This is a genomic window from Shinella sp. (assembly GCF_035998705.1).
GTDB lineage: Bacteria > Pseudomonadota > Alphaproteobacteria > Rhizobiales > Rhizobiaceae > Shinella.
This window is the reverse complement of sequence record NZ_DASYHH010000016.1, coordinates 93,593-113,981: the sequence shown is the minus strand read 5'-3', so window position 1 is coordinate 113,981 and position 20,389 is coordinate 93,593. Positions and strand designations below refer to the sequence as shown.

Below are 20,389 nucleotides of genomic sequence, written 5' to 3'. Positions count from 1 at the left end.
TCCTTCACACGGCGCGCGGCGCGAAGCCCGCTTCCAGCACCGGCATCAGCAGATCTTCGAGATCGGCGACGTCGACGCGCGCCGGCTTCGGCTCACGCCCCGGAAAACCCACGGCGGCACGCACCCCGGGCGACAGGAAATAGATCGCCGCGATGGTTTCGCAGAAGGCGTCATAGGCCGCCGCATCACTCTGCTTGAGCGCCAGCAGGGCTTGCTGCGGCGTGGCATTACCGACGGCACCGATGACCCTGTGCAGCATGACAACGAGGTCGGGTGCATAGGACAGGGCCTGGTCGAGGTGTTCACCGGCAATGCCGGCCTCACTCGCCGACAGGCATCCCGGTGCCGGAGGGATCAGGGTATCGGCGAGCCTTGCAAGCAAGGCACGCTCCGAGAGGGATAGCGGCTCGGCGTTCATGATGCCATCCTCTGGTTTGCCCGGCTGGCGACGACATGCGCGGCACTCCAGGAGGCGAAGGCGGCGATGGTGGCGGTCGGGTTGACGCCGGCCGATGTCGGCCACACGCTGCCGTCGATGATGAAGAGATTGGCGACGTCATGGGCGCGGCCGTAGCGGTCGACCACGCTGTCCTTCGGATCGTCGCCCATCTTGGCCGTGCCGAGGATATGCCAGCCGGATTCGCGGCTTTGCGGTGCCGTCACGGTGCGGTAGGCGCCGGCCTCGATCAGCGACTCCTTCGCCCGCTCGGTCATGAATTTCAGCATGCGCTTTGAATTCTCGCCGGTCTTGTAGTGGATCTTCACGCCCGGCATGCCCGTATCGTCCGGCGCCGCCATGTCCAATTCCACCCGGTTTTCGACATCCGGCAGGTCCTCGCAGATGATGCCCCAGGAAACCGAACGGCCGAAGCGGCGGGCAAACTCCTGATGGAAGGTCTCGCCCCACAGCTGGTTCTCGTCCCCCCAGGGCCAGCGACGGGCGATCTGGGCCGGACTGCCGGTCGGCTGGAGACTCCATTTAGAGCCGCGAACGAAATCGCGATCCTTCGACGTTTCGTAGAATTGCAGCGTGTAGGCCACCTGCCCCCAGGCGCCGCGGTAGCTTTCCAGTGATTGGTCGAACAGGCCGACGACGGCCGCGGTCGGGTGCAGCATCAGCCGCTTGCCGACGAGGCCGGACCTGTTCGTGATCCCGTCCTCCTTGCCGGGCACGCGGCTCGACAGCAGGAGGCGCGGCGTGCCGATGCCGTTGGCGGCGATCACCACGACGGACGCCTTGGCGAGGTGCTCCTCACCGGTCGTGCGGTCGATATAGACGGCTCCGCGCGCCAGACCTTGCCGATCCAGCTCGATGCGGACGACCCGGGCGTTCGGTACGAGACGAACGCCCTGCGCGATGAGGGCCGGCCAATGGGTGCGGTCGGTCGAAGCCTTCGCTTTCTCCACGCAGCCCCACATGCAGGCGGTGCGCTGCTGGCAAGGCTCCATGCCATTGCGCGGCACGGTGGCGATGGCGTTGGTTCCAGGCCACCAGTGCCAGCCGAGCCGGTTCTGCGCGGCCGCAACCAGGCGTCCGGCCCGGGTCAGGTCAACCGGCGGCAGGAGCTCGTCCTGCCCGGGATACATCGGATCGCCCGCCACGCCCGACACCACGAACTCACGCTCGGTGCGGGCATAGTGCGGCATCAGGTCCTGGTAGGAGATCGGCCAATCGTCGGCGACGCCATCGAGCGTGCGCACGCGAAAATCGCTCGGCAGATTGCGCATCCAGTTGGCCGCCCAGGAGATGGACGAACCGCCGACGCCGTTCCAGTAGAGCGGGATGATGTCGGAATCGTCCACCGAGATCGGGTAGTCGCCGGAATTGTCGCGCTTGGTCGGCACGTATTGCCAGTCGCGGGGCGCGGTCAGTTCGAAGCCGGGCTTGTCCGAGATCGCCTTGGAATAGTCGACCCAGTCGCCCTGTTCGAGACAGACGACGCGCATGCCGGCTTCCGCGACGCGCTTGGCGAAGACCGCGCCCGAGGGTCCGGAACCGACCACCAGCACGTCGCAATCGATGGGCTTTGGCGTATCAGCCATGGCCGTGCTCCCTGGTTTCATGTCTCACGCACCTGTGCGGTTGCGCCGCGCGCCATAGCGGGAGGCGAGGATGTTCAGCAGCACGGCGGCGACGATGATGACGCCGCTGACGACGGGCTGCAGGTAGGAATTGACGCCCATCAGCACGAGGCCGTTGCCGATCAGCGAGATGACGATGATGCCGAGCAGGGTGCCGAGGATCGAACCGCGCCCGCCGGTGAGCGCCGTGCCGCCGACCACGACGGCCGAGATGACGCTGAACTCCAGCCCGCTGCGCGAGACGCTGGCATCGCCGACGCCGTTGCGGGCGGTGAGCAGGATCGCGGTAATAGCGGCGAGCAGACCGGCGATGACGAACAGCGCCACGCGGATGTTCCTGACCTTGATGCCGGCGAGATGGGCAGCGCTGGCATTGCCGCCGATGGCGAAGACGGCGCGGCCGAAGGCGGTCTTGCGGCTGACGAAGGCGAAGACGCCGAACAGGAGGAACAGCACGATCGCCGAGATCGGCAGGCCGAGCAGCTCGCCCCCCAGCCAGTCGAGGAAATCGTTCGGCGGAATCGTGACCGGAACGGAGTCGGTGAAATAAAGCGCCAGCCCGCCCAGCGCGCTCCACAGGCCGAGCGTGCCGATGAAGGACGGCACGTCGAACACCGCCCGCAACACGCCGGGTATCGCGCCCAGCGCGCCGCCGATGACGGCTGTCAGCACGAAGGCCGCGACCATCGGCACGTCGTCCGTCTTCAGCAGAAAGGCGAAACAGACCGAGAGGAAGGCCACCATTGGGCCGACGCTGATGTCGATCTCGCCCGCCACGATGATCAGCGTCGCGCCCCAGGCGGCGATGCCGAAGGTCGCCGCGTCGCGCAGGATCGAGACCTGGTTGCGGAACGTCAGGAAGTTGTTGGCGTAGAAATAGAAGGCCAGATAGAGCAGCGCGATCACCACCAGAAGGCCGATCTCGTTCATGCGCTGAAAGTCGAGGCGGCGTTGCGGCCGCTGAGCCTCTCGTGTGACAGTGACTTGAGCCATGGTCCGTTCCATCTCAATAGGCATGGCCAGCGATGCTGGCCGTCATCAGTTCATCGGTGTTGATGTCGGGTGCCGCGAACGTCTTCACGATGCAGCCGTCGCGCAGCACCAGCACGCGGTCGCAGACCTTGGGCAGTTCCTCGATCTCGCTGGAGACGAAGACGATGCTTTTGCCCTCGGCCGCGAGCTTGCGGATGATCGCGTAGATCTGGCTCTTGGCCTCGACATCGACGCCGCGCGTCGGCTCGTCGAGCAGGAGCAGGCGCGAGCCGGCATAGACCCAGCGGCCGATCACGATCTTCTGCTGGTTGCCGCCCGACAGCGTGCCGATCGGCGTCGTCGTCTTCGGCGCCTTCACGCTCATGCGCTGGACGATGTCACGCGTCGCCGTCGCGATACGCCGCGCCGACAGCACGCCATAGGCTGTGACCGGTTTCGCATCGGTCATCACCGTGTTCTCGTCGATGCCGAGCAATGGCACGATGCCGTCGTCCTTGCGGCTTTCCGGCGTCATGCCGAGCCCGCGTTTCAGCATGCCGGCCCAGCTCTCGCCGGTGACGTCGATACCGTCGAGAGCCACTGTGCCGGCGTCGGCGCGCTCCTGACCCGCGATGATGCGCAGGAGTTCGGTGCGGCCCGATCCGAGCAGGCCGGCAATGCCGAGCACCTCGCCCTGCCGGAGATCGAAGCTGACATCCTGAAGTTTCGGGAGATAGCGAATGTTGCGCACCGACAGCAGCGTCTTTCCGGCCCCGCGCGGCACCACCAGTTCGTCCTTGCCCTCGTCATGGCCGAGCATCATGCGGACGATGTCGCGCGTATCGGCCGCGCCGATATCGAGCGTCGAAACGATACGGCCATCGCGCATCACGCTCGCCGTATCGGCGATCTCGCGGATTTCCTTCATCCGGTGGCTGACATAGATCACCGCGACGCCGCGGTCGCGCATGCGCCGGACGGCGGCAAATACCCGCTCGACCTCCGCCGCCGCCAGCGAACTCGTCGGCTCGTCCAGGATGACCAGTTTCGGCTCGCCCATCGTGGCGCGCGCAATTTCGACCAGCTGGCGTTCGGCAGGACTGAGTGCCGCGATGGTCGTTGCCGGATCGAGGGAAAGGCCGAGATTGGCCAAGGCCTCGGCGGTGCGCCGGCGCATGTCGCGATGATCGAGCACGCCCCACCGGCGCGGCCAGACGCCGAGGAACATGTTCTCGGCGATGCTGATGTCACGCACCAGGCTGAGTTCCTGATAGACCGAGCGCACGCCGAGGGCGGAGGCCTGACGCGTACGGTTCTCCCCGGATTGGTCGAGCCCTTGGCCAGCGAACGTCACCGAGCCTTCGTCGGGCGTTTCCGCACCCGTGAGCAGCCGGATCAACGTCGACTTGCCGGCGCCGTTTTTGCCGAGCAGCGCACGCACTTCGCCGGGCTGCACGGCGAAGTCGACATGGTCCAGCGCGAGAACGCCGGCATAGCGCTTTACCGCGCCTGCGATGCTGGCAATCGGCTGGACCGGGTGTTGTGATGGAGCGGGCGCTGCCATTGGTGTCACTTGCTCGAAACCATGGGATCGTCGGCTTGTGGCCGACAAGAGAGGATATGCCGGCCGCGGGCCGGCACGCTCGACGTCACAGGGCCGATTGCTTTACGGCAGGCCGTCCGGATGAGCGGCCAGCCAAGCGGTCGCCTGTTCGGCGCTGGTGTAGAGGTCGATCGGGTTCGGCACGATCAGCTGGCCCTGCGGCTGCTGTTCGATCGCCTTCACGGCCTGCTGCAATGCCAGCTTGCCGAGCGCCTGTCCCGATACATCGACGGTGCCGCGCATCACGTCGCCCGCGATGATTTCCTGTGCGATCTCGGTGGTCATGTCCGAGCCATAGGCGTGGATCTTGCCGATATTGCCGGTGTTGCGGATCGCCTTGGCAGCACCGAGCGCAGCACCGCCGGACTCGCCCCATAGCGCATCCACATCCGGGTTGGCGGTGATGATCTTCTCACCGGTCGAAATCGCCTTGTCGAGGATCGTCGCCTCCTGGTTGGAGACGATCTTGAAGCCTGGCACCTTCTCGCTCAATGCCTTCTCGAAGCCGAGCCGGCGCTGCACGCAGACATCGACGAACTCGCAGTTGAGAATGCCGATCTTGGGCTCGGTCTTGCCGGCCTTGACGAAATCCTCCGCTGCGACCTGGCCGATCTTGTATCCGAACTGGAAGGGATCGCCGACCGCATAGGCGTAGACATATTCCTTCATGGCCTTGTCGTTGATGCAGGTGTTGTAGCAGACGATCGGGATGCCTGCTTCATGCGCCCGCTTGATCGCGCGCACCGATCCTTCCGGCGAGACCGCCGAGAGAATGATTGCCTGAACGCCGGCCGAAACCAGCCGGTCGATGAAGGACGCTTCCTTGCCGACATCGCCGCCGGCATTGGTCTCGATGATCTGGACATTCTTGCCGAGATCGGCGCCGCCGACCTGAACGCCCTTGCGCACGCCGGCGTAAAAACCCTGCGCGTCCAGATAGATAGCGCCGACCGTCAGCTTGGTGTCCTGGGCTGATGCCGTGCTGTTCTGCATGACGGCCGCCAGTGCCAGCGCTGCGACGGTCGTGGTGAGTCTCCTCAACAAATCGAAATCCTCCCTGATGACGCTCCTCCATCGGCGTCACATCATCATTGGCGGGAACACGAAAGTTGTCAACTGGTAATCTTGTAAGCTAAGTTTATAGTTGCGATGCTAGAATGCGGCCGGGGCCTTTTCCCGCTTTCTCGTTTTCTCCGCGCCGACGCGTTGCATCGCGTCATAGGTGGTGCGGTTGATGGAGCTCAGATGGGCCTGCATGGCTGCGGCCGCCGCTTCCGCGTCGCGCGTGGCGAGAGCCTCGACGATCGCCTCGTGCTCGGCAGCACTGCGATCGAGCACGCCGGGCGTCTCGGAGGCGACGCGGCGGTATTCCATGCCGAGTTCGTAGAGGCTGCGTGCCACCACTTCCATGAAGGGATTGCCGGCGATCTTCATGATCGATGCATGAAACTCGAGATCGAGCACCCGGAACCCGACGGGATCCTTCGTCAGCCCGTAGCCGGCCGTCACCATCTCCCGCAGCCGGTCAAGCGTCGCATCATCGACGAGAGGGGCGCCCAGGCGCACAAGCCCGACCTCGATGATCAGCCGCGACTGGTAGAGCGCGTTCACATTGCTCTCGTCCAGCGCCATGACGAACTGAAGCGGCGCGAGGAGCCGGGAGACCTCGAGACTGGTGACGTAGCAGCGTCCGCCCTGGCGGCTTTCCACCACCCCCATGATCGACAGCCCGCGCAGCGCCTCGCGAACGACAGGGCGGCTGACCTGCAGCGCCCGCGCCAGGTCGTTTTCAGAGGGCAGCACGTCGCCGGCCTTCAGATTGCCGGACCGTATCAGTTCGAGCAATTGGTTGGCGACCCGTTCGGCCGCCGCCGGCGCACGCTCAAGCGGCGTGATCTGTCCCAGCTCTTGCATTGAATTTCTCCACATTTGTAGGCGCAGCCCGGTCGGCCGCGACAACCCGCCATGAAAGTGGAGCCTAAAACACGATTCTGCAACCTGCAAACTTGTCTGGCAAATTTCCTTACGCGTCGTCGAAGGCGATGATGACTTTTCCGGATTTACCACCGGCCATCAGCGCATAGGCGGCCGGCGCCTCGCTCAGCGCAAAGGCATCGGTGATGATGTCGTGCGGGTGCAGGCCCCAGGCATCGAGGTCCTCGCAGCACTGGTCCATGTTGTGCACGCTGGTCACCCAGGAGCCATAGATCGTGCGCTGGCGATGCAGCAGGTCGTCGCTGACGTCGAACTGGACCGGACCGGTTTCGCCGATATAGACGCAGCGTCCCCAGGTGCGTGTGGCCTGCAGGGCCAACAGCCGCCCGCGCGGGTTGCCCGAACAATCGATGGTGACGCCGGCGCCGCCCCTGGTCAGCGCCTCGATCTCGCCGAGCGTGTCGGCGCCGGCCGTGAGCCCATGATCGACGAGGCCGAGCCTGCGTGCCGTTTCCACGCGGTCGGCCTGTGTATCGACCCCGATGGCAAGGCGCGTTCCGCGTCCCTTCGCCAGCATCAGCGCCGCCATGCCCACTGGCCCGAGCCCGACCACGACGATCGCATCGCCGCCCGAGACATTGCCGCGCAGCACCGCCTCATAGGCGGTTCCCACGCCGCAGGAGATGAAGCAACCGTCCCGATAGCTCAGCGAATCCGGCAGGTGCACGAGGTCGCGCTCGTCGGCCACCAGATATTCGGCATGGCCGCCGTCGCGCTGCCAGCCATAGGCGGCGCGCGCCGGGTCGGTGCAGGATATCTGAAACCCCTTGCGGCAGTTGCGGCAGAAGCCGCAGCCGGAAATGTGGTAGACCGCGACCCGGTCGCCCGGCTTGAAATGACGGCAACCCGCGCCGCGCTCCACGACCTCTCCGGCCGGCTCGTGCCCGGAGACGACCCCCTGATAGGAGGTGCGCGGGTCGTCGCCGAGATGTTTGTGATAGATATAGTGGATATCGCTGCCGCAGATACCCGACGCCTTCATCTTCAGCAGCACCTGACCGATGCCGGGTTTCGGCCGCTCGATCTCGCGCAGGTCCACCGTCGAATTCCCGGGCAGATAGGCCGCCAGCATTTTGGGCATCGTGACTGCTCCTCTTATCTGTTCGCCTTCGCCATGAAGTCCGTGTCCCGCACATCCGCCATCGTCCCGGCATATTCGTCACCCGCGCCGGAGGCGAGCCAGGCGATCGCCCGGGCGGCAACCTTGGGATCGGAGAGCTTTTCCTGCGGGATATTGGACACTTCGTTGATGCCGGCGGCGCGGATGCTTGCCTGCATCGCCGTATCGACGAGGCCCGGCGCAATGCCGAAGCAGCGAATGCCCTCGGCCTTGCCCTCTTCGTCGATGGCGCGCGTCAGCATCAGGAGCGCCGCCTTGCCCGAACAATAGGCCGCCCAGCCATGCAACGGCCGCGTCGCGGCACCGGACAGCAGGTTGACGATCCGTCCGTGACCGGCAAGATGCGGCCAGGCGGCGTTCACGACGGCAGCCGCACCCGATACGTTAATCCGCATCGCCAGGTCGAACCGCTCCATATCCAGCGCGCCAATCGGCGCCATCGGCTCGATCGTCGCGGCATTGTTGACGACGATGTCGAGCCGGCCGAGCCGGCCGACGATCTCTGCAATACGGGCCCCGACATTCGCAAGGTCGGCGACATCGAGCGCCGTGTCGATCGCCCTGCCGCCGGCCTTCTCGATCGCCGCGACCACTTCGGCGCAGTCGCCCGCCTTGCGGCCGCAGACGGCGACGGTTGCGCCTGCCTCGGCGAGCGCCGTTGCCGTCGCCGCGCCGAGGCCATGGCGCGCGCCGGTGACGAGCGCCGTTCTACCTGAAAGGTCGCGGCTCATGACGCGGCCTCAATCGCGTCGAGCACGGCCTGGCGGTCCGGTGAGATGCCATAGGCCTGGAAACCGCCGGTAATCGAGATTACCTCGCCGGTGACGAAATCCGCATCCGGTCCGAGCAGCCAGGACACCGCGCCGGCCACATCCTCCGGCTTGCACCAGCGCCCGAGCGGAATGGAGCCGACCACCTGCTTTTCGAACGCATCCCAGTCCTTGCCGAGTTTTTCGGCCTTCTTGCGGAAGGCCGCCTCCATCCCTGTCCCGACGCCGACATGGCCGGGGGCGACTGCGTTGACCCGCACGCCCGTCGCCGCCATTTCGACCGCAAGGCACTGCGTCAGCGCCGCAACTGCATTCTTCGACGACATATAGACCGATGAGAAAGGATTGCCGTAGCCGAGCCGGGTGACGATGTTGACGATGTGTCCATGCCCCTGCGGTCCCATCACCCGCGCCGCCTCGCGGCACATCAGGAAGGTTCCGCGGGCATTGACGGTGTGGATGCGATCCCAGTCCTCGGCCGTCGTCTCGACGACCAGGCTCTGCATGTGGACACCGGCATTGTTGATCACAGCAGCAAGCCCGCCGTAGGTCCGCGCCACGTCGCGGACCGTGGCGACGACGGAAGCTTCGTCCGCGATATCGAGCGTCCGCCAGTCCGCGCCGATCCCGGCGGCGGCATCGCGCGCCGCATCGGCATTCCGGTCCGCGGCGACGACGGCAAAGCCGTCCGCCTTCAACCGTGTGGCGATGGCGAGCCCGATGCCGCCCGCGCCCCCCGTGACGATGACTGCCTTGTCGCTCATGCTTGTCTCCAGGCGCGGAAGAGGTCGCGCAGCTTGATGGTTTCGGACATCACGTCGTCGTGCACCGTGTCGAAATAATCCTGATGGACATATTCGCTGGCGACGTAACCGGTGAAGCCGCTCTCCTTGAAGGCGCCGAACATTGCCGGGAAGTTCAATGTGCCCTGCTCCATCTTGGCTTGAAGCGCACCCGGTCGCGCCTGGCGCAGATGGGCATGGCCGAGCCAGGGGATGAGTGCGTCGATCTCCTCCTGCCGGTAACCACTTACGGCGAAATGGGCATAATCGAGCGCCAGCTTCACGCCCGGCACGCGTTCGCACATTTCGGCCGTCAGGCCCGGAGTTTCCAGATAGGAATGCACATGCGGCTCGACGCAGACGTCGATGCCCGCCTCCTGCCCCGCCGCGACAAGCGGCTTCAGCGATTCCACGGTTTCGTCCAGCGCCTGCTTGCGCGTCTGCGCGCCATTGATGAGGCCGGGCAGAACGAAGACCGTCGGCGACCCCGCCGCCTGGCAAAACGTCAGGACCTGGCGGAAATCCGCGAGGTTTTCCGCGCGGTGGCCCGGTAGCGCGAGGTTGCGCTCGGCCGGCGAGGCGCCGAACAGATGGTAGAGATTGGAGACCGGCAAAGGCAGCCGCGCCGCGATTTCACGGCCATAGGCCTCGGGCTCCTTCAGCAGCCGGGACTTGTCGAGGGCCGAGCGGTAGAAATAACCGACATCCAGGCCCTCCATGCCGATAGCACGCGCGACCGCGCCGACCTCGTTCAGCGTCAGAAGCGGGAAGGACCAGCTGGTAATGCTCAGTTTCATCGTCAAACCTCCTCCATGCGTCCCGATTTCGCCGAGCGGTACATCGCGTCCAGCACGGCAGTCGCGCGTGCGCCGATCATGCCATCCGCCGGATTGACGACGTCCTTCCCCCGGCACAGATCGACCAGCCGGGCGATCGGCTCCACCTGTTCATAGGCGCCAGCATCGTCTCCCAGCGTCTCGATATGGGTCTTGCCATCGTGACGCACGGCTTCGACGCGTGCCCGCTCGATGTCGAACAGCAGCATGCCCTCTGTGCCGAAAACACGGATATCGAGCTGGAAGCCGCGCGACTTCGGCACCGTGGCCGAGCCGGACAGCACCATGGTCGCGCCATTGGCAAGCTCAACCACGGCGGCATCGTAGAAGTCGACACCGGCGGGCGACAGGCCCATCCTGGCGAAGACCTTTGCCGGTGCGAGATCGACCAGGCGGAACACCGCGCCGAGCCCGTGCGTCAGCTGGCCCCAGCCATAGCCGCCCGAGCGCTTCGGATCGGCCCAGGTCGAGGCCGGCGGACGGAACAGATGATCCTTGGTCTCGGCCATCGGCTCGCCGCCGAAGAGATCGGCCAGCGCCGACGCCATCTGCACGACGACATGGCGCACCTCGCCGACCCAGCCTTCGCGGATCAGCCGGTGCGCGGCATCGGTCATCGGCTTGTAGTTCCAGCCATAGGGCATGATGATCTCGCCGCCCCGGGCCTTTGCCAGCGCCACCAGCGCGCGCGCATCAGCGGCGGATGTGGCCATGGGCTTTTCGATCAGCACCTTCAGCCCGCGCTCCAGCGCGAGCGTCGCATGTTCGGCATGCAGCACATGCGGCGAGGCGACGATGACGCCGTGCAGCGTCTCGCTGTCGAGCATCTCGCGGGCATTGAGATAGGCGTGCGGCAGGTCGAAGGTTTTCGATACCGTTTCCAGCCCTTCCGCATCCGGACGGTTGATGGCGACGATATCGACATGCGGATTGGCGATCAGCGCCGGGATATGGCTGAGGGTCGCCCACCAGCCCGCCCCGATGATGCCGATATTGACCTTGTCGGGCATTCCTGTCCTCCTCGCTCAGTGCTTCGAGCCCGGCACCGGCCGGCGCAGCGGGCGGCCGGCGAGATGCGCGCGGATGTCATCGGCGACGAGCCGCTGCAGCGCCTCGATGGCTGCCGACGAATACCAGGCAGCATGCGGCGTCAAAATCAGGTTCGGCGCCTTGCGCAGCGGCGAATTCGCCGGCAGCGGCTCGACTTCGAAGACGTCGAGCGCCGCGCCAGCGATCCTGCCGGCCCTCAGCGCCTCGGCCAATGCCGCTTCGTCGACCAGCACGCCGCGCGCCGTGTTGACGATGAAGGCATCGGGCTTCATCCGCGCCAGCCTCTCGGCATTGATGAATTTCGTGGTCTGCGGCGTGCCGGGCGCGTGCAGGCTCAGCACATCGGCCCGCTCCACCAGCAATTCCGGATCGACGAGCTCGACGCCGAGAGCATCTGCCGATGGAGCATCAAGCAACGGGTCAGCGGCGAGGAAGCGGAAGCCGGACGGGCGCAGCCGATCGGCAACGGCCCGGGCGATCTGGCCGAAGCCAAGGAAACCGACCGTGGTGTCGCGATAGGCGGCAAGAGGTTTGGCCACCGCGACCGCCGCCCATTCTCCGGTGCGAATGCTGGCATCGAGCGGCACGATCTTGCGCAGTTGCGCAAGGATCAGGGCCACGGTGTGATCGGCGACTTCGTCAATGCAATAGTCCGGCACATAGCCGGCCGGTACGCCGCGGGCATTGGCGGCGGTTATGTCGAGATTGTCGAAACCGATGCCGTAGCGGATGATCGCTGCACCCTCGGCCAGTCCCCCGATCGCACGCGCCGTCAGCGGTGCGAACTGCACGACCGCGACGTCGGCCCCGCGCACGGCCTCGGCCACCTCCTCTGCCGTGCGGCACTGGAAGGCGGCGAATTCCGCGCCCGAGGCGACCGTGGCCGCCTCTTCCTGCGCAAGGGCCGGAAACGTGTAATCGGTGACGACGACTTTGCGCTTGCCCATGGTCATGCCTTGTCCAGGTAGTCGTGGATGATTTCGCCGCTCACCAGCGTGAAATCGGCCTTCCAGAAAAACGCCTCGATCGGCTCGATGACCGGCAGACGGAAGACCGGTGCCTGCGCATTGGGGCGCAACTCCACCGTCGCCGGGCCGACCCAGCATTCATGCACCGTCACCTCCGTCAGCTTGCGCGAGGTGATCTGCCGGATCGCCGGCCGTCCATCGATATGATCGATCGCCTTGAGATTGAGATTGATGCCGAAATCGAAATGCCGGCGCATCTCGGCCGGATCGGCCCGGCGCTGCTTGTAGGGCGTCGTTACCGTGATGACGTCGATGCCGTTGCGCTCGACCTTGCCGACGATGAGGTCGCCGCGAAATTCCAGCGAGGGATTGGCATATTTCTTCGGCTGGCCGTGGATTTCGCGCCCATGCGCAACGCCGCCGTCCGAATGCAGGAAGAGGTAGGGCGAATAGGCACCGGAACGGCCGGCGACGTCCGCGCCGAACATCACGTTGCATTCATGGTACGGGCCGATCCAGTCCGTATCGTTCATCTTGTAGAGATGCACCGCCACGATATCACCGGTCGAGCGGACCGGCGGCGGCGCGAGAAAGGCGGCGGCGGCCGGATCCGTGCGGTAGAAGACGGTCAGGATCTCGCAATTTCGGAACTGGAACGGGAACGGCGGGATGAAGGGCGCGTCCCATGGCGTCGAGAACCCGCCCTTTGCGATATCGGCTTCGGTAGGGCGGGTCAGGCCCCAGCGGCGTTCCGTCATGGTCGGTCTCCGGCCTTCATCGATTCCCGCGTCGAGCGCAGGACATTGCGCATATGGGCGGCCATCGCAGCGCGCGCGGCCTCCGCATCGTTCTCCCGCAGCGCCTTCACGATCGCCTTGTGATCCTGGATGGAGCGACTGATGACGCTCGGCGTTTCGGACGCGACCTTGCGGAATTCCAGGCCGAGGATGTTCAGGCTCTCGGCGGTGCGGGCGAGGAATTCGTTGTCGGCGAGCTCCGCCAGGTGGCGGTGAAAGGTCGTATCGACCGCGCGATATTGTACGGGCGTCTCCGTCGCCGCCTCCTGCTCCGCGATCAATCTCTCGAGCAGCGCCACATCCGCAGCACTCGCCTTCACCGCCGCCCGGGCTGCAATATCGCTCTCGATCAGCTCGCGCGCTTCATAGAGCTTGTCCACCTCGGTGTTTTGCAAGGTCAGGAAAAAGGTCAGCGGCTTGAGCAGATCGGCGGCACTCAGCTGCGAAACGACGATGCCGCCGCCGTGGCGGATTTCCAGGACGCCGAGGACCGCAAGCGCCCGCACGGCCTCGCGCACCGTCGGGCGACTGACCTGAAAGGATTCCGCGAGGCTTCGCTCGGAAGGCAGTTGATCGCCCGCCTTGAGATTGCCCGCGGTTACCAGGCCGAGAATCCGCGACACGAGGATTTCCGTCAGCCCCGTCCTCTTCACCGGCTCGACGCCCGAAAAGCTCCGTTCCTGCACGCTCCTGCCTCCCATGACACCGGACCATCTGCGCATCTTGACCCCGATCTTGTCAAGTGGCCAATTGGCCTTACCACTTATTGACGTAACCGCAGAGATAGTGTTAGTCAATCGCCAGCGTCGGCGGTGAGGAGCAAGACCGCCCGACGGGTTGAGGAACATCATGCGCATTCGTCACGTGCGGCCCATTGTGATCGCCTATTCCGATCCGAACGACTTCGCCAACCGGCGCATGACGACGCTGGTTCGCGTCGAAACGACGGACGGCGTCGTCGGCTGGGGCGAAGGCATCGCCATGTGGCCGGAAGCCTGCGCGGCGACGGCCACGATCATCGATGCGCTGGGCACGATGCTCATCGAGGCCGGCGAGATCGATGTGCGCGGCGCCTGGGACAGGATGCGCGCACATTGCTGGTGGTATGGCGAGGGCGGCATCGCCTGTTTCGCCTACAGCGCGCTCGACATGGCGCTTTGGGACATCGAGGGCAAGCTGCAAGGCAAGCCGCTCCATGCGCTGCTTTCGGACGATGCCCGCGCGAGCCTGCCGGCTTACGCCTCCAGCCATGTCAACAAGGCGACCATCCAGGACTGCGTCGCGGAGATCGTCGGCTTCAAGGAGCAAGGTTTTCGGGGTGTCAAACTCGGCTTTGCCAAGAAGGGACTGTCGAATATCGGCCGCGAGCCGGACAACGACGTCGCCTTCATCCGCGCCCTGCGCGAGGCCGTCGGCGACGGGTTCGAGATCATCGTCGACGCCGGCAATGGCGTGAAATGGGACGCGGCAACAGCCATCTCCACCGTTCGGCGCATGGCCGAATACGATATCGGCTGGATCGAGGAGCCCTTCTATCCGACCTTGATCGAGGATTATCGCGCGTTGAAGGCCGCGGTCGACGTGCCGATCGGCACCGGCGAGCGCGAATGGACGCTCAGCGGCTATAGGCGCCTGATCGAGACCGGCACGGTCGACGTGCTGGGCGTCGACCCTTCGCGCGCCGAGGGCGTGACGGGCTTCCGCATGGTGGATGCGCTGTGCGAGGCGAACGGCATCACCGTCAACGCCCATGCCTGGAGCAGCGCCATCCTCACCGCCGCCAGCCTCCACCTGTCGCTGGCATCGCGCACCGCGCGCCTGTTCGAGCTGAAACCGTTTCCCGTCGTCGTCCAGAGCGAACTGGTGGAGGAGCCGATCTGGCATGTCGGCGGCGACATTCGCGCACCGGCCGGTCCGGGGCTCGGCATCACCGTCGACGAAGCCGTGCTGAGCCGGCTCGTTCTATGATTGAGACTGTAAACTTGTTTGACAAGTTTACCGCAAAATGAGATTGACCATTCGAGGTCGTTTCCAGGGGAGGAAGGCATGATGAACTTCAATTTGGCGGCTCTGGCCTGCGCTACGGCGCTCGGACTTGTCGTTGCAGGCGCCGCTTCGGCGGAAGACTTCCATGGCTTTGATCCGGCCAGCTACGATGGCGCGATGCTGTCGGCCGAACAGTTGCAGGCGATGGTCAAGGACGCGTCCGCCGTTACCCCGCCGCGCAACGGCTCCAAATATGTCATCGGTTTTGCCAATCTACAGCGCGACATGAGCTTCGGCGTCGTGGTGGAAAAGGGCATCCAGGCCAACGCCGATGCGGCCGGCGTCGAACTCACCATCGCCGACAACCGTCTCGACGGCCCGACGGCGCTCGCCAATGCGCAATCCTTCGTCCAGCGCAATGTGGACTATGTCATCGAGTTCCAGACGGACGTGAATTTCGGCCCGACCGTCATGAACGTCTTCAACCAGGACAATGTGAAGGTCGCAGCCATCGACATTCCGATGGAGGGCGCGACGTTCTTTGGCGCCAACAACCCGAAATCCGGCTTCATGGGCGGCTCCTATCTCGGCCAGGCGGCGATTGCGAAATTCGGCGCCGACAAGGTCAAGCAGGGCTATTACGTGATCGGCGAACTGCCGCAGTCGGGTGCGATCCCCGCCATGCGCACGGAAGGCCAGCAGGCCGGTTTCCTTTCCGCCGTACCGGACTTCCCCAAGGAACAGATGCTGCGGATCGACACCAAGAACACGCTGCAGGAATCCTTTGCGCAGATGACCAACCTGCTCGGCCGCATCCCGGATGGCGTGCCGATCATGATCAACGCCATCAACGACCAGTCGGCGATCGGCATGCTGCGCGCGGTCAAGCAGGCCGGTCGTGAGGCGGACGTCATTGCCGTCGGCAATGGCGCGGACGAAACCCAGGCTCTCGTCGAGGAGCCGGAACTGGTCGCCGCAACCGGCTATTTTCCGGAACGCTACGGCAACTATCTGATCCCGATCGCGCTCGCGACGCTCGCCGGCAAGGAACTGCCGCCGGCCGTGCTGGTCAATCATGTGATGATCACCAAGGCCAATGTCTGCGAATACTACAAGGACTATACCTGCGGCGAGAAGCCGACCTTCGAGTACAAGTTCCCGCAGGCTGAATTCGAGGCGCATCTCGCCGCTTTGAAGGGGCAGGAATCGCTCAAGGGCTACGAGACGCTGATCCCCAACAACTAAGTCCAGAGCCGGGCGCGCCACGTCGGCGCGCCCTCCGCCCCATCGGAGGAGTTGATGGCAGGCTTGATTGAGATGACCGGCATCGGCAAGTCATTCGGCCGCGTTGCCGTCTTGTCCGATGTTTCCCTTCGGGTCGACGCGGGCAAAGTGGTGGCGTTGCTCGGCGCCAACGGCGCCGGCAAGTCGACGCTGATGAAGATCCTGTCGGGCAACTATACGCGCGACGCCGGCGAAATCCGCGTCGATGGCAGGCCGATGGACTTCCGAGTGCCGGCTGACGCCATTGCCAGCGGCATCCGTCTGCTGCCGCAGGAACTGTCGGTCTTTCCGGACCTGACGGTCGCTGAAAACATCATGCTCGGCGCGCTGCCGACAAAAGGCTCAGGCCCGCTGCGCACGGTTGACAAAGCCGCCGTGGAAGCGCGCGCAGCCGAGCTTCTCGTGCGCATGGGCCTCGACTGGCTCTCGCCGAAGACGCGCATGGGCACGGTCTCGCACCATGTTCAGCGTATCGTGGAAATTGCCCGCGCCATGGCCGGCAATGCGCGGGTCCTGATCATGGACGAACCCACCGCCTCGCTCGCCGACGCGGAGGTGAAGATGCTTTTCCAGTGCGTGCGCCGCCTGCAGGCCGAAGGCATCTCGATCGTCTACATTTCCCATTACCTCAAGGAGGTCTTCGAGATTTCCGACGAGATCGTCGTCCTGCGCGACGGGCGGAATGCGGGCCGGTTCGAAACGAAGAAGACGGATGTCGACGCCGTGCTGGAGGCCATCGTCGGCAACCGGGTCGGCAACCTCTATCCGGATTTCGCCAAACAGGGTGGTGCAGGGTCGGATGTCGTCACCGTCGAAGGCCTGACGCTGGCGGGCTGGCTGCGTGGCGTCGACTTCTCCATCCGCAAGGGCCAGATCACCGGCATGCACGGGCTGATCGGCTCCGGTGTAGAGATGGCGGGCCGCGCACTGTTCGGCGCCGTGCCGCATGCGAAAGCCACGCGGGCAACCGTCGACGGCAAGCCCTATGCGATCCGCAATGCGCAGGCAGGCGTTGCCGCCGGGCTGGGACTGGTTGCCGCCGAACGCAAGCAGGAAGGCATCATCTCCATGTTGAGCCTGCGCGAGAACATGTCGGTCTGCAATCTGCCGCGCTTCACCAAGGGGTTCGTCGTCCAGCGCAAGATGGAAGCCGCGACCGCAGACGACTGGATCAAACGCTTCGCGATCCGCTCGCGCGACGCCGAACAGACGATCGGCAGCCTGTCGGGCGGCAACCAGCAGAAGGTCTGCCTGGCGCGCTGGCTGATCGGCGACCTCAAGGCGCTGATCCTGGAGGAGCCGACACGCGGCGTCGATGTCGGCGCACGCGCCGAAATCTACCGGCAGATCCGCCAGATGGCCGACAATGGATTGGGCATCCTGCTGATCTCCTCCGATGCCGAGGAGGTCGCGGGCCTCGCCGACCGCTCGGTGGTGCTCGACGGCGGCCGCGTGACCGCAACCTATGAAACGCCGGTCTCGGCCGCGGAGCTGATGAGCGCCGCATCCAAGCCCATCGCCGCCGAAGCGGTGTAAGTCAGAAAAGGGGTCTCAATGTCCGAGGAAACGGTCAAAACCGTGATCGAAGCGCCGAAGCGCGAGACGGGCCGCGGCCTGCTCGGCAAATCCTGGGCGGGCACGGCGATGCTGCTCGTCATCTACCTGCTGTTGCTGGTGGTCTTCACGATCCTCTCGCCCTTCTTCCTGACCTTCAAGAACCTCTTGTCCATCGGTTCCAACATGGCCTTCGTCGGGCTGATGGCGGCCGCCGGCACGCCGCTGATCATCGCCGGCGGGCTCGACCTTTCCGTTGCCGCGGTGGCGGGGATCTCGGGCGTCATCGTCTCGCTCTGCTACGCCGCAGGCATCGACATCTGGCTGGCCTGCGTCATCGCCCTCCTTGCCGGCGGCGCGATCGGCGCGTGCAACGGCGTGCTGACCAACGGCCTTCGGCTCAATCCCTTCATCGTCACGCTGGGCTCGATGAGCATCATCACGGGCCTGTCGCTGGTGCTGACCGGCGGCCTCACCCAGCCGCTGACGATCCCCGGCTTCAACTGGATCGGCTCCGGCCGCATCGTCAGCATCCCGGTGCCGCTGATCCTGATGCTGGTCTTCTTCGCCGCCATCTGGTGGGTCATGGCCTACACGCCTTTCGGTCGCTTCATCTACGCTTCCGGCGGCAACCCGGACGCCAGCCGCATGCTGGGGATCCCGGTCGACCGCACGCAGATCAAGCTCTATATCCTGTCCGGCGTCGCCGGTGCGCTGGCCGGCATCGTCGTCGCCGCCATGCTGGGCGCGGCCGCACCGGATGCGGTCGGCAAGCACCTGCTTACCGTCATTGCAGCCATCATCCTCGGCGGAACCAGTCTCTTCGGCGGCCGAGGCTCGGTCTGGGGCACGTTGCTCGCCGTGCTTATCCTCGGCACGCTGAACAACGGCCTCACCCTCCTCAACGTGTCCAGCTTCTGGCAGGATGTCACCAAGGGCGCGGTACTGCTGCTCGCCGTCGGGCTCGACCAGCTCCGCATCCGCTCGCAAATCTGAAAGAGGTACGCCGCCATGCCCGAACGCATCGCCTTCCGTATGGTCCTCAACGCCGGCCAGGCCGCCGAATACAAGAAGCGCCACGACGAGATCTGGCCCGAACTCAGCCAGGCCCTGCGCGATGCCGGCGTATCCGACTACTCCATCTGGCTGGACGAGGAGACCAACCACCTCTTCGCGACCCTGGTGCGCACGGACGACCACACCATGGACAAGCTGCCGCAAACGGAAGTCAACCGCCGCTGGTGGGACTTCATGGCCGATATCATGCAATATAACGACCGCAACGAGCCGCACGTCGTGCCGCTCAAGTCGGTCTTCCACATGGCCTGACGTCCGCAACGTCAGACAGCCGGTGCGGTGCCCGGCCAGCCATTCATATCGGCGGCAAGGGCTCTCGGCATGCCACCCCGGTGCATGACTGTCCGCCACCTTTGCTGCCGATCGCGCTTGCCCTTGATCGCGGCGATCTTTTCCACCGGCTTCCCGTCGCCACCGCGGCGATCGATGTCGTGAACGCTGGCGCTGTCTTCGTCGCCCTCGCGGACGAATTTCGAAAGTGGGGTGCGCGTGCATCCGCTTGGGAGGCTGGTACCGCATACCTCTCCTCGTTCACGACGTTATCGTAACTCAAGACATTCCGTTCGACAGGCCTTGACACATTCAAAATTCAGCCGTTACATGTTGCATGTTATAACGCGAAAGAGCGATCGACATGCAGCCACCCCTGTACGTGAAAATCCTGACGCACCTGGTTCTGGGACTGGCGAGCGCCATCATCCTCCTGCCGCTCCTCTGGGTGCTGCGGACCTCGTTCGTCGATCGCGTCATCGCTTACAAGCTGCCGCCGGACCTCTTTTTCGTGCCGACGCTCGATAATTACCGGACGATCCTGACGGAGATGGAGTTCGGGAAATTCTTCCTGAACAGCATGGTGGTTGCGGCGACGTCGACGCTGCTGGCGGTCGTCATCGGTGCGATGGCGGCCTATGCGATCGACCGGTACAAGGCCGGTGGCCCCGCGATGCCGATGATCATCCTCGCGACGCAGATGATGCCGCCGATCGTGCTCGTGATCCCGTTCTTCCTGATCTTCAAGAATATCGGACTGACGGATTCGCGTCTCGGCCTGGTGCTCGCCTATCTCGCGTTCAACTTGCCTTATGTCGTCTGGCTGCTCTTGAGCTTCATGAAGCGCGTGCCGCGCGAGCTTGACGAAGCGGCCCTGATCGACGGCTGCACGCCGTTGACGGCTTTCATCCGGATCATCGTGCCCGCCATGCTGCCGGGCATCGGTGCCGCGACGATTCTCAGCTTCGTGCTCTGCTGGAACGAATTCCTTTTCGCCCTGATGCTGACCGGCCAGCAAACCAAGACCTTGCCGGTCGCGGTTTCAAGCCTGGTAACCCAGCAGGGCACGGCGATCGGCGCGGTGAGTGCCGCGACGATCCTCGCAATGCTGCCCATGGCGCTCCTCTATTTCGCCGTCCGCCGTTTCCTGGTGGCAGGGCTCAATGCGGGTGCTGTCAAAGGCTGAACGAATAACAACACAGAACGGAGCAGAAAGCTCTGCAACCCCTTCAGATGGAGAACT

20 protein-coding genes are annotated in these 20,389 nt (G+C 64.8%); 6 read left to right on the top strand and 14 right to left on the bottom strand.

Going from position 1 to position 20,389, the window contains the following annotated elements; translation table 11 throughout:
• Window positions 1-4: 4 nt before the first annotated feature.
• The 14 genes from VGN93_RS13005 to VGN93_RS12940 all read right to left on the bottom strand — a co-directional run bounded on the left by VGN93_RS13005 (window position 5) and on the right by VGN93_RS12940 (window position 13,661).
• Window positions 5-418, bottom strand: a complete 414-nt coding sequence (locus VGN93_RS13005; RefSeq protein ID WP_327507824.1) for a hypothetical protein — start codon at window positions 416-418, stop codon at window positions 5-7.
• On the bottom strand, window positions 415-2,043 hold the full coding sequence (locus VGN93_RS13000) for a GMC family oxidoreductase (protein ID WP_327507823.1): 1,629 nt from the start codon (window positions 2,041-2,043) through the stop codon (window positions 415-417). Before VGN93_RS13000 ends, VGN93_RS13005 begins: the two co-directional genes overlap by 4 nt.
• A 24-nt stretch (window positions 2,044-2,067) precedes the next feature.
• Window positions 2,068-3,075 carry an ABC transporter permease gene (locus VGN93_RS12995; protein WP_327507822.1) on the bottom strand — a complete coding sequence of 336 codons (1,008 nt, stop codon included), beginning with the start codon at window positions 3,073-3,075 and terminating at the stop codon, window positions 2,068-2,070.
• A 13-nt stretch (window positions 3,076-3,088) separates the two neighbouring features.
• A complete protein-coding gene (locus tag VGN93_RS12990) occupies window positions 3,089-4,618 on the bottom strand; it encodes a sugar ABC transporter ATP-binding protein (RefSeq protein WP_327507821.1) in 1,530 nt (509 codons plus the stop codon).
• A 102-nt stretch (window positions 4,619-4,720) separates the two neighbouring features.
• A complete protein-coding gene (locus VGN93_RS12985) occupies window positions 4,721-5,698 on the bottom strand; it encodes a substrate-binding domain-containing protein (protein ID WP_327507820.1) in 978 nt (325 codons plus the stop codon).
• Between the two features lie 111 nt (window positions 5,699-5,809).
• Window positions 5,810-6,571, bottom strand: coding sequence for a FadR/GntR family transcriptional regulator (locus VGN93_RS12980; RefSeq protein ID WP_327507819.1), 762 nt, complete (start codon window positions 6,569-6,571; stop codon window positions 5,810-5,812).
• A gap of 109 nt (window positions 6,572-6,680) precedes the next feature.
• A complete protein-coding gene (locus tag VGN93_RS12975) occupies window positions 6,681-7,733 on the bottom strand; it encodes a zinc-binding dehydrogenase (protein WP_327507818.1) in 1,053 nt (350 codons plus the stop codon).
• A gap of 14 nt (window positions 7,734-7,747) precedes the next feature.
• The gene (locus tag VGN93_RS12970) at window positions 7,748-8,503 is read right to left on the bottom strand and encodes an SDR family oxidoreductase (protein ID WP_327507817.1); all 756 of its coding nucleotides are present in this window, start codon (window positions 8,501-8,503) and stop codon (window positions 7,748-7,750) included.
• Window positions 8,500-9,306: an SDR family NAD(P)-dependent oxidoreductase gene (locus VGN93_RS12965; protein WP_327507816.1), complete on the bottom strand. Its 807-nt coding sequence runs from the start codon at window positions 9,304-9,306 to the stop codon at window positions 8,500-8,502. Before VGN93_RS12965 ends, VGN93_RS12970 begins: the two co-directional genes overlap by 4 nt.
• Window positions 9,303-10,121, bottom strand: a complete 819-nt coding sequence (locus VGN93_RS12960; RefSeq protein WP_327507815.1) for a sugar phosphate isomerase/epimerase — start codon at window positions 10,119-10,121, stop codon at window positions 9,303-9,305. The genes VGN93_RS12965 and VGN93_RS12960 overlap by 4 nt, the downstream gene beginning before the upstream one ends.
• A gap of 2 nt (window positions 10,122-10,123) precedes the next feature.
• Window positions 10,124-11,170: a Gfo/Idh/MocA family oxidoreductase gene (locus VGN93_RS12955; protein WP_327507814.1), complete on the bottom strand. Its 1,047-nt coding sequence runs from the start codon at window positions 11,168-11,170 to the stop codon at window positions 10,124-10,126.
• A gap of 15 nt (window positions 11,171-11,185) precedes the next feature.
• Window positions 11,186-12,163, bottom strand: coding sequence for a C-terminal binding protein (locus VGN93_RS12950; RefSeq protein WP_327507813.1), 978 nt, complete (start codon window positions 12,161-12,163; stop codon window positions 11,186-11,188).
• Entirely contained in the window at window positions 12,160-12,936 is a 777-nt protein-coding gene (locus VGN93_RS12945; protein ID WP_327507812.1) for an acetoacetate decarboxylase, read from the bottom strand. Before VGN93_RS12945 ends, VGN93_RS12950 begins: the two co-directional genes overlap by 4 nt.
• A complete protein-coding gene (locus tag VGN93_RS12940) occupies window positions 12,933-13,661 on the bottom strand; it encodes a FadR/GntR family transcriptional regulator (protein WP_327507811.1) in 729 nt (242 codons plus the stop codon). The genes VGN93_RS12945 and VGN93_RS12940 overlap by 4 nt, the downstream gene beginning before the upstream one ends.
• Before the next feature lie 163 nt (window positions 13,662-13,824).
• On the opposite strand from VGN93_RS12940, the gene VGN93_RS12935 reads away from it, so the two are divergent.
• From VGN93_RS12935 to VGN93_RS12910, 6 genes are all read left to right on the top strand, one after another.
• Window positions 13,825-14,943 (top strand): mandelate racemase/muconate lactonizing enzyme family protein, encoded by a 1,119-nt coding sequence (locus VGN93_RS12935; protein ID WP_327507810.1) that lies wholly within the window; start codon window positions 13,825-13,827, stop codon window positions 14,941-14,943.
• A 78-nt stretch (window positions 14,944-15,021) separates the two neighbouring features.
• Window positions 15,022-16,206: a sugar ABC transporter substrate-binding protein gene (locus tag VGN93_RS12930; RefSeq protein ID WP_327507809.1), complete on the top strand. Its 1,185-nt coding sequence runs from the start codon at window positions 15,022-15,024 to the stop codon at window positions 16,204-16,206.
• Between the two features lie 54 nt (window positions 16,207-16,260).
• Window positions 16,261-17,781 (top strand): sugar ABC transporter ATP-binding protein, encoded by a 1,521-nt coding sequence (locus tag VGN93_RS12925; RefSeq protein ID WP_327507808.1) that lies wholly within the window; start codon window positions 16,261-16,263, stop codon window positions 17,779-17,781.
• Between the two features lie 18 nt (window positions 17,782-17,799).
• Window positions 17,800-18,795 (top strand): ABC transporter permease, encoded by a 996-nt coding sequence (locus VGN93_RS12920; protein ID WP_327507807.1) that lies wholly within the window; start codon window positions 17,800-17,802, stop codon window positions 18,793-18,795.
• Between the two features lie 15 nt (window positions 18,796-18,810).
• Window positions 18,811-19,128: an L-rhamnose mutarotase gene (rhaM, locus tag VGN93_RS12915; protein WP_327507806.1), complete on the top strand. Its 318-nt coding sequence runs from the start codon at window positions 18,811-18,813 to the stop codon at window positions 19,126-19,128.
• A 382-nt stretch (window positions 19,129-19,510) separates the two neighbouring features.
• Window positions 19,511-20,332 carry a carbohydrate ABC transporter permease gene (locus VGN93_RS12910; RefSeq protein WP_319315217.1) on the top strand — a complete coding sequence of 274 codons (822 nt, stop codon included), beginning with the start codon at window positions 19,511-19,513 and terminating at the stop codon, window positions 20,330-20,332.
• The last annotated feature ends 57 nt before the right edge of the window (window positions 20,333-20,389 follow it).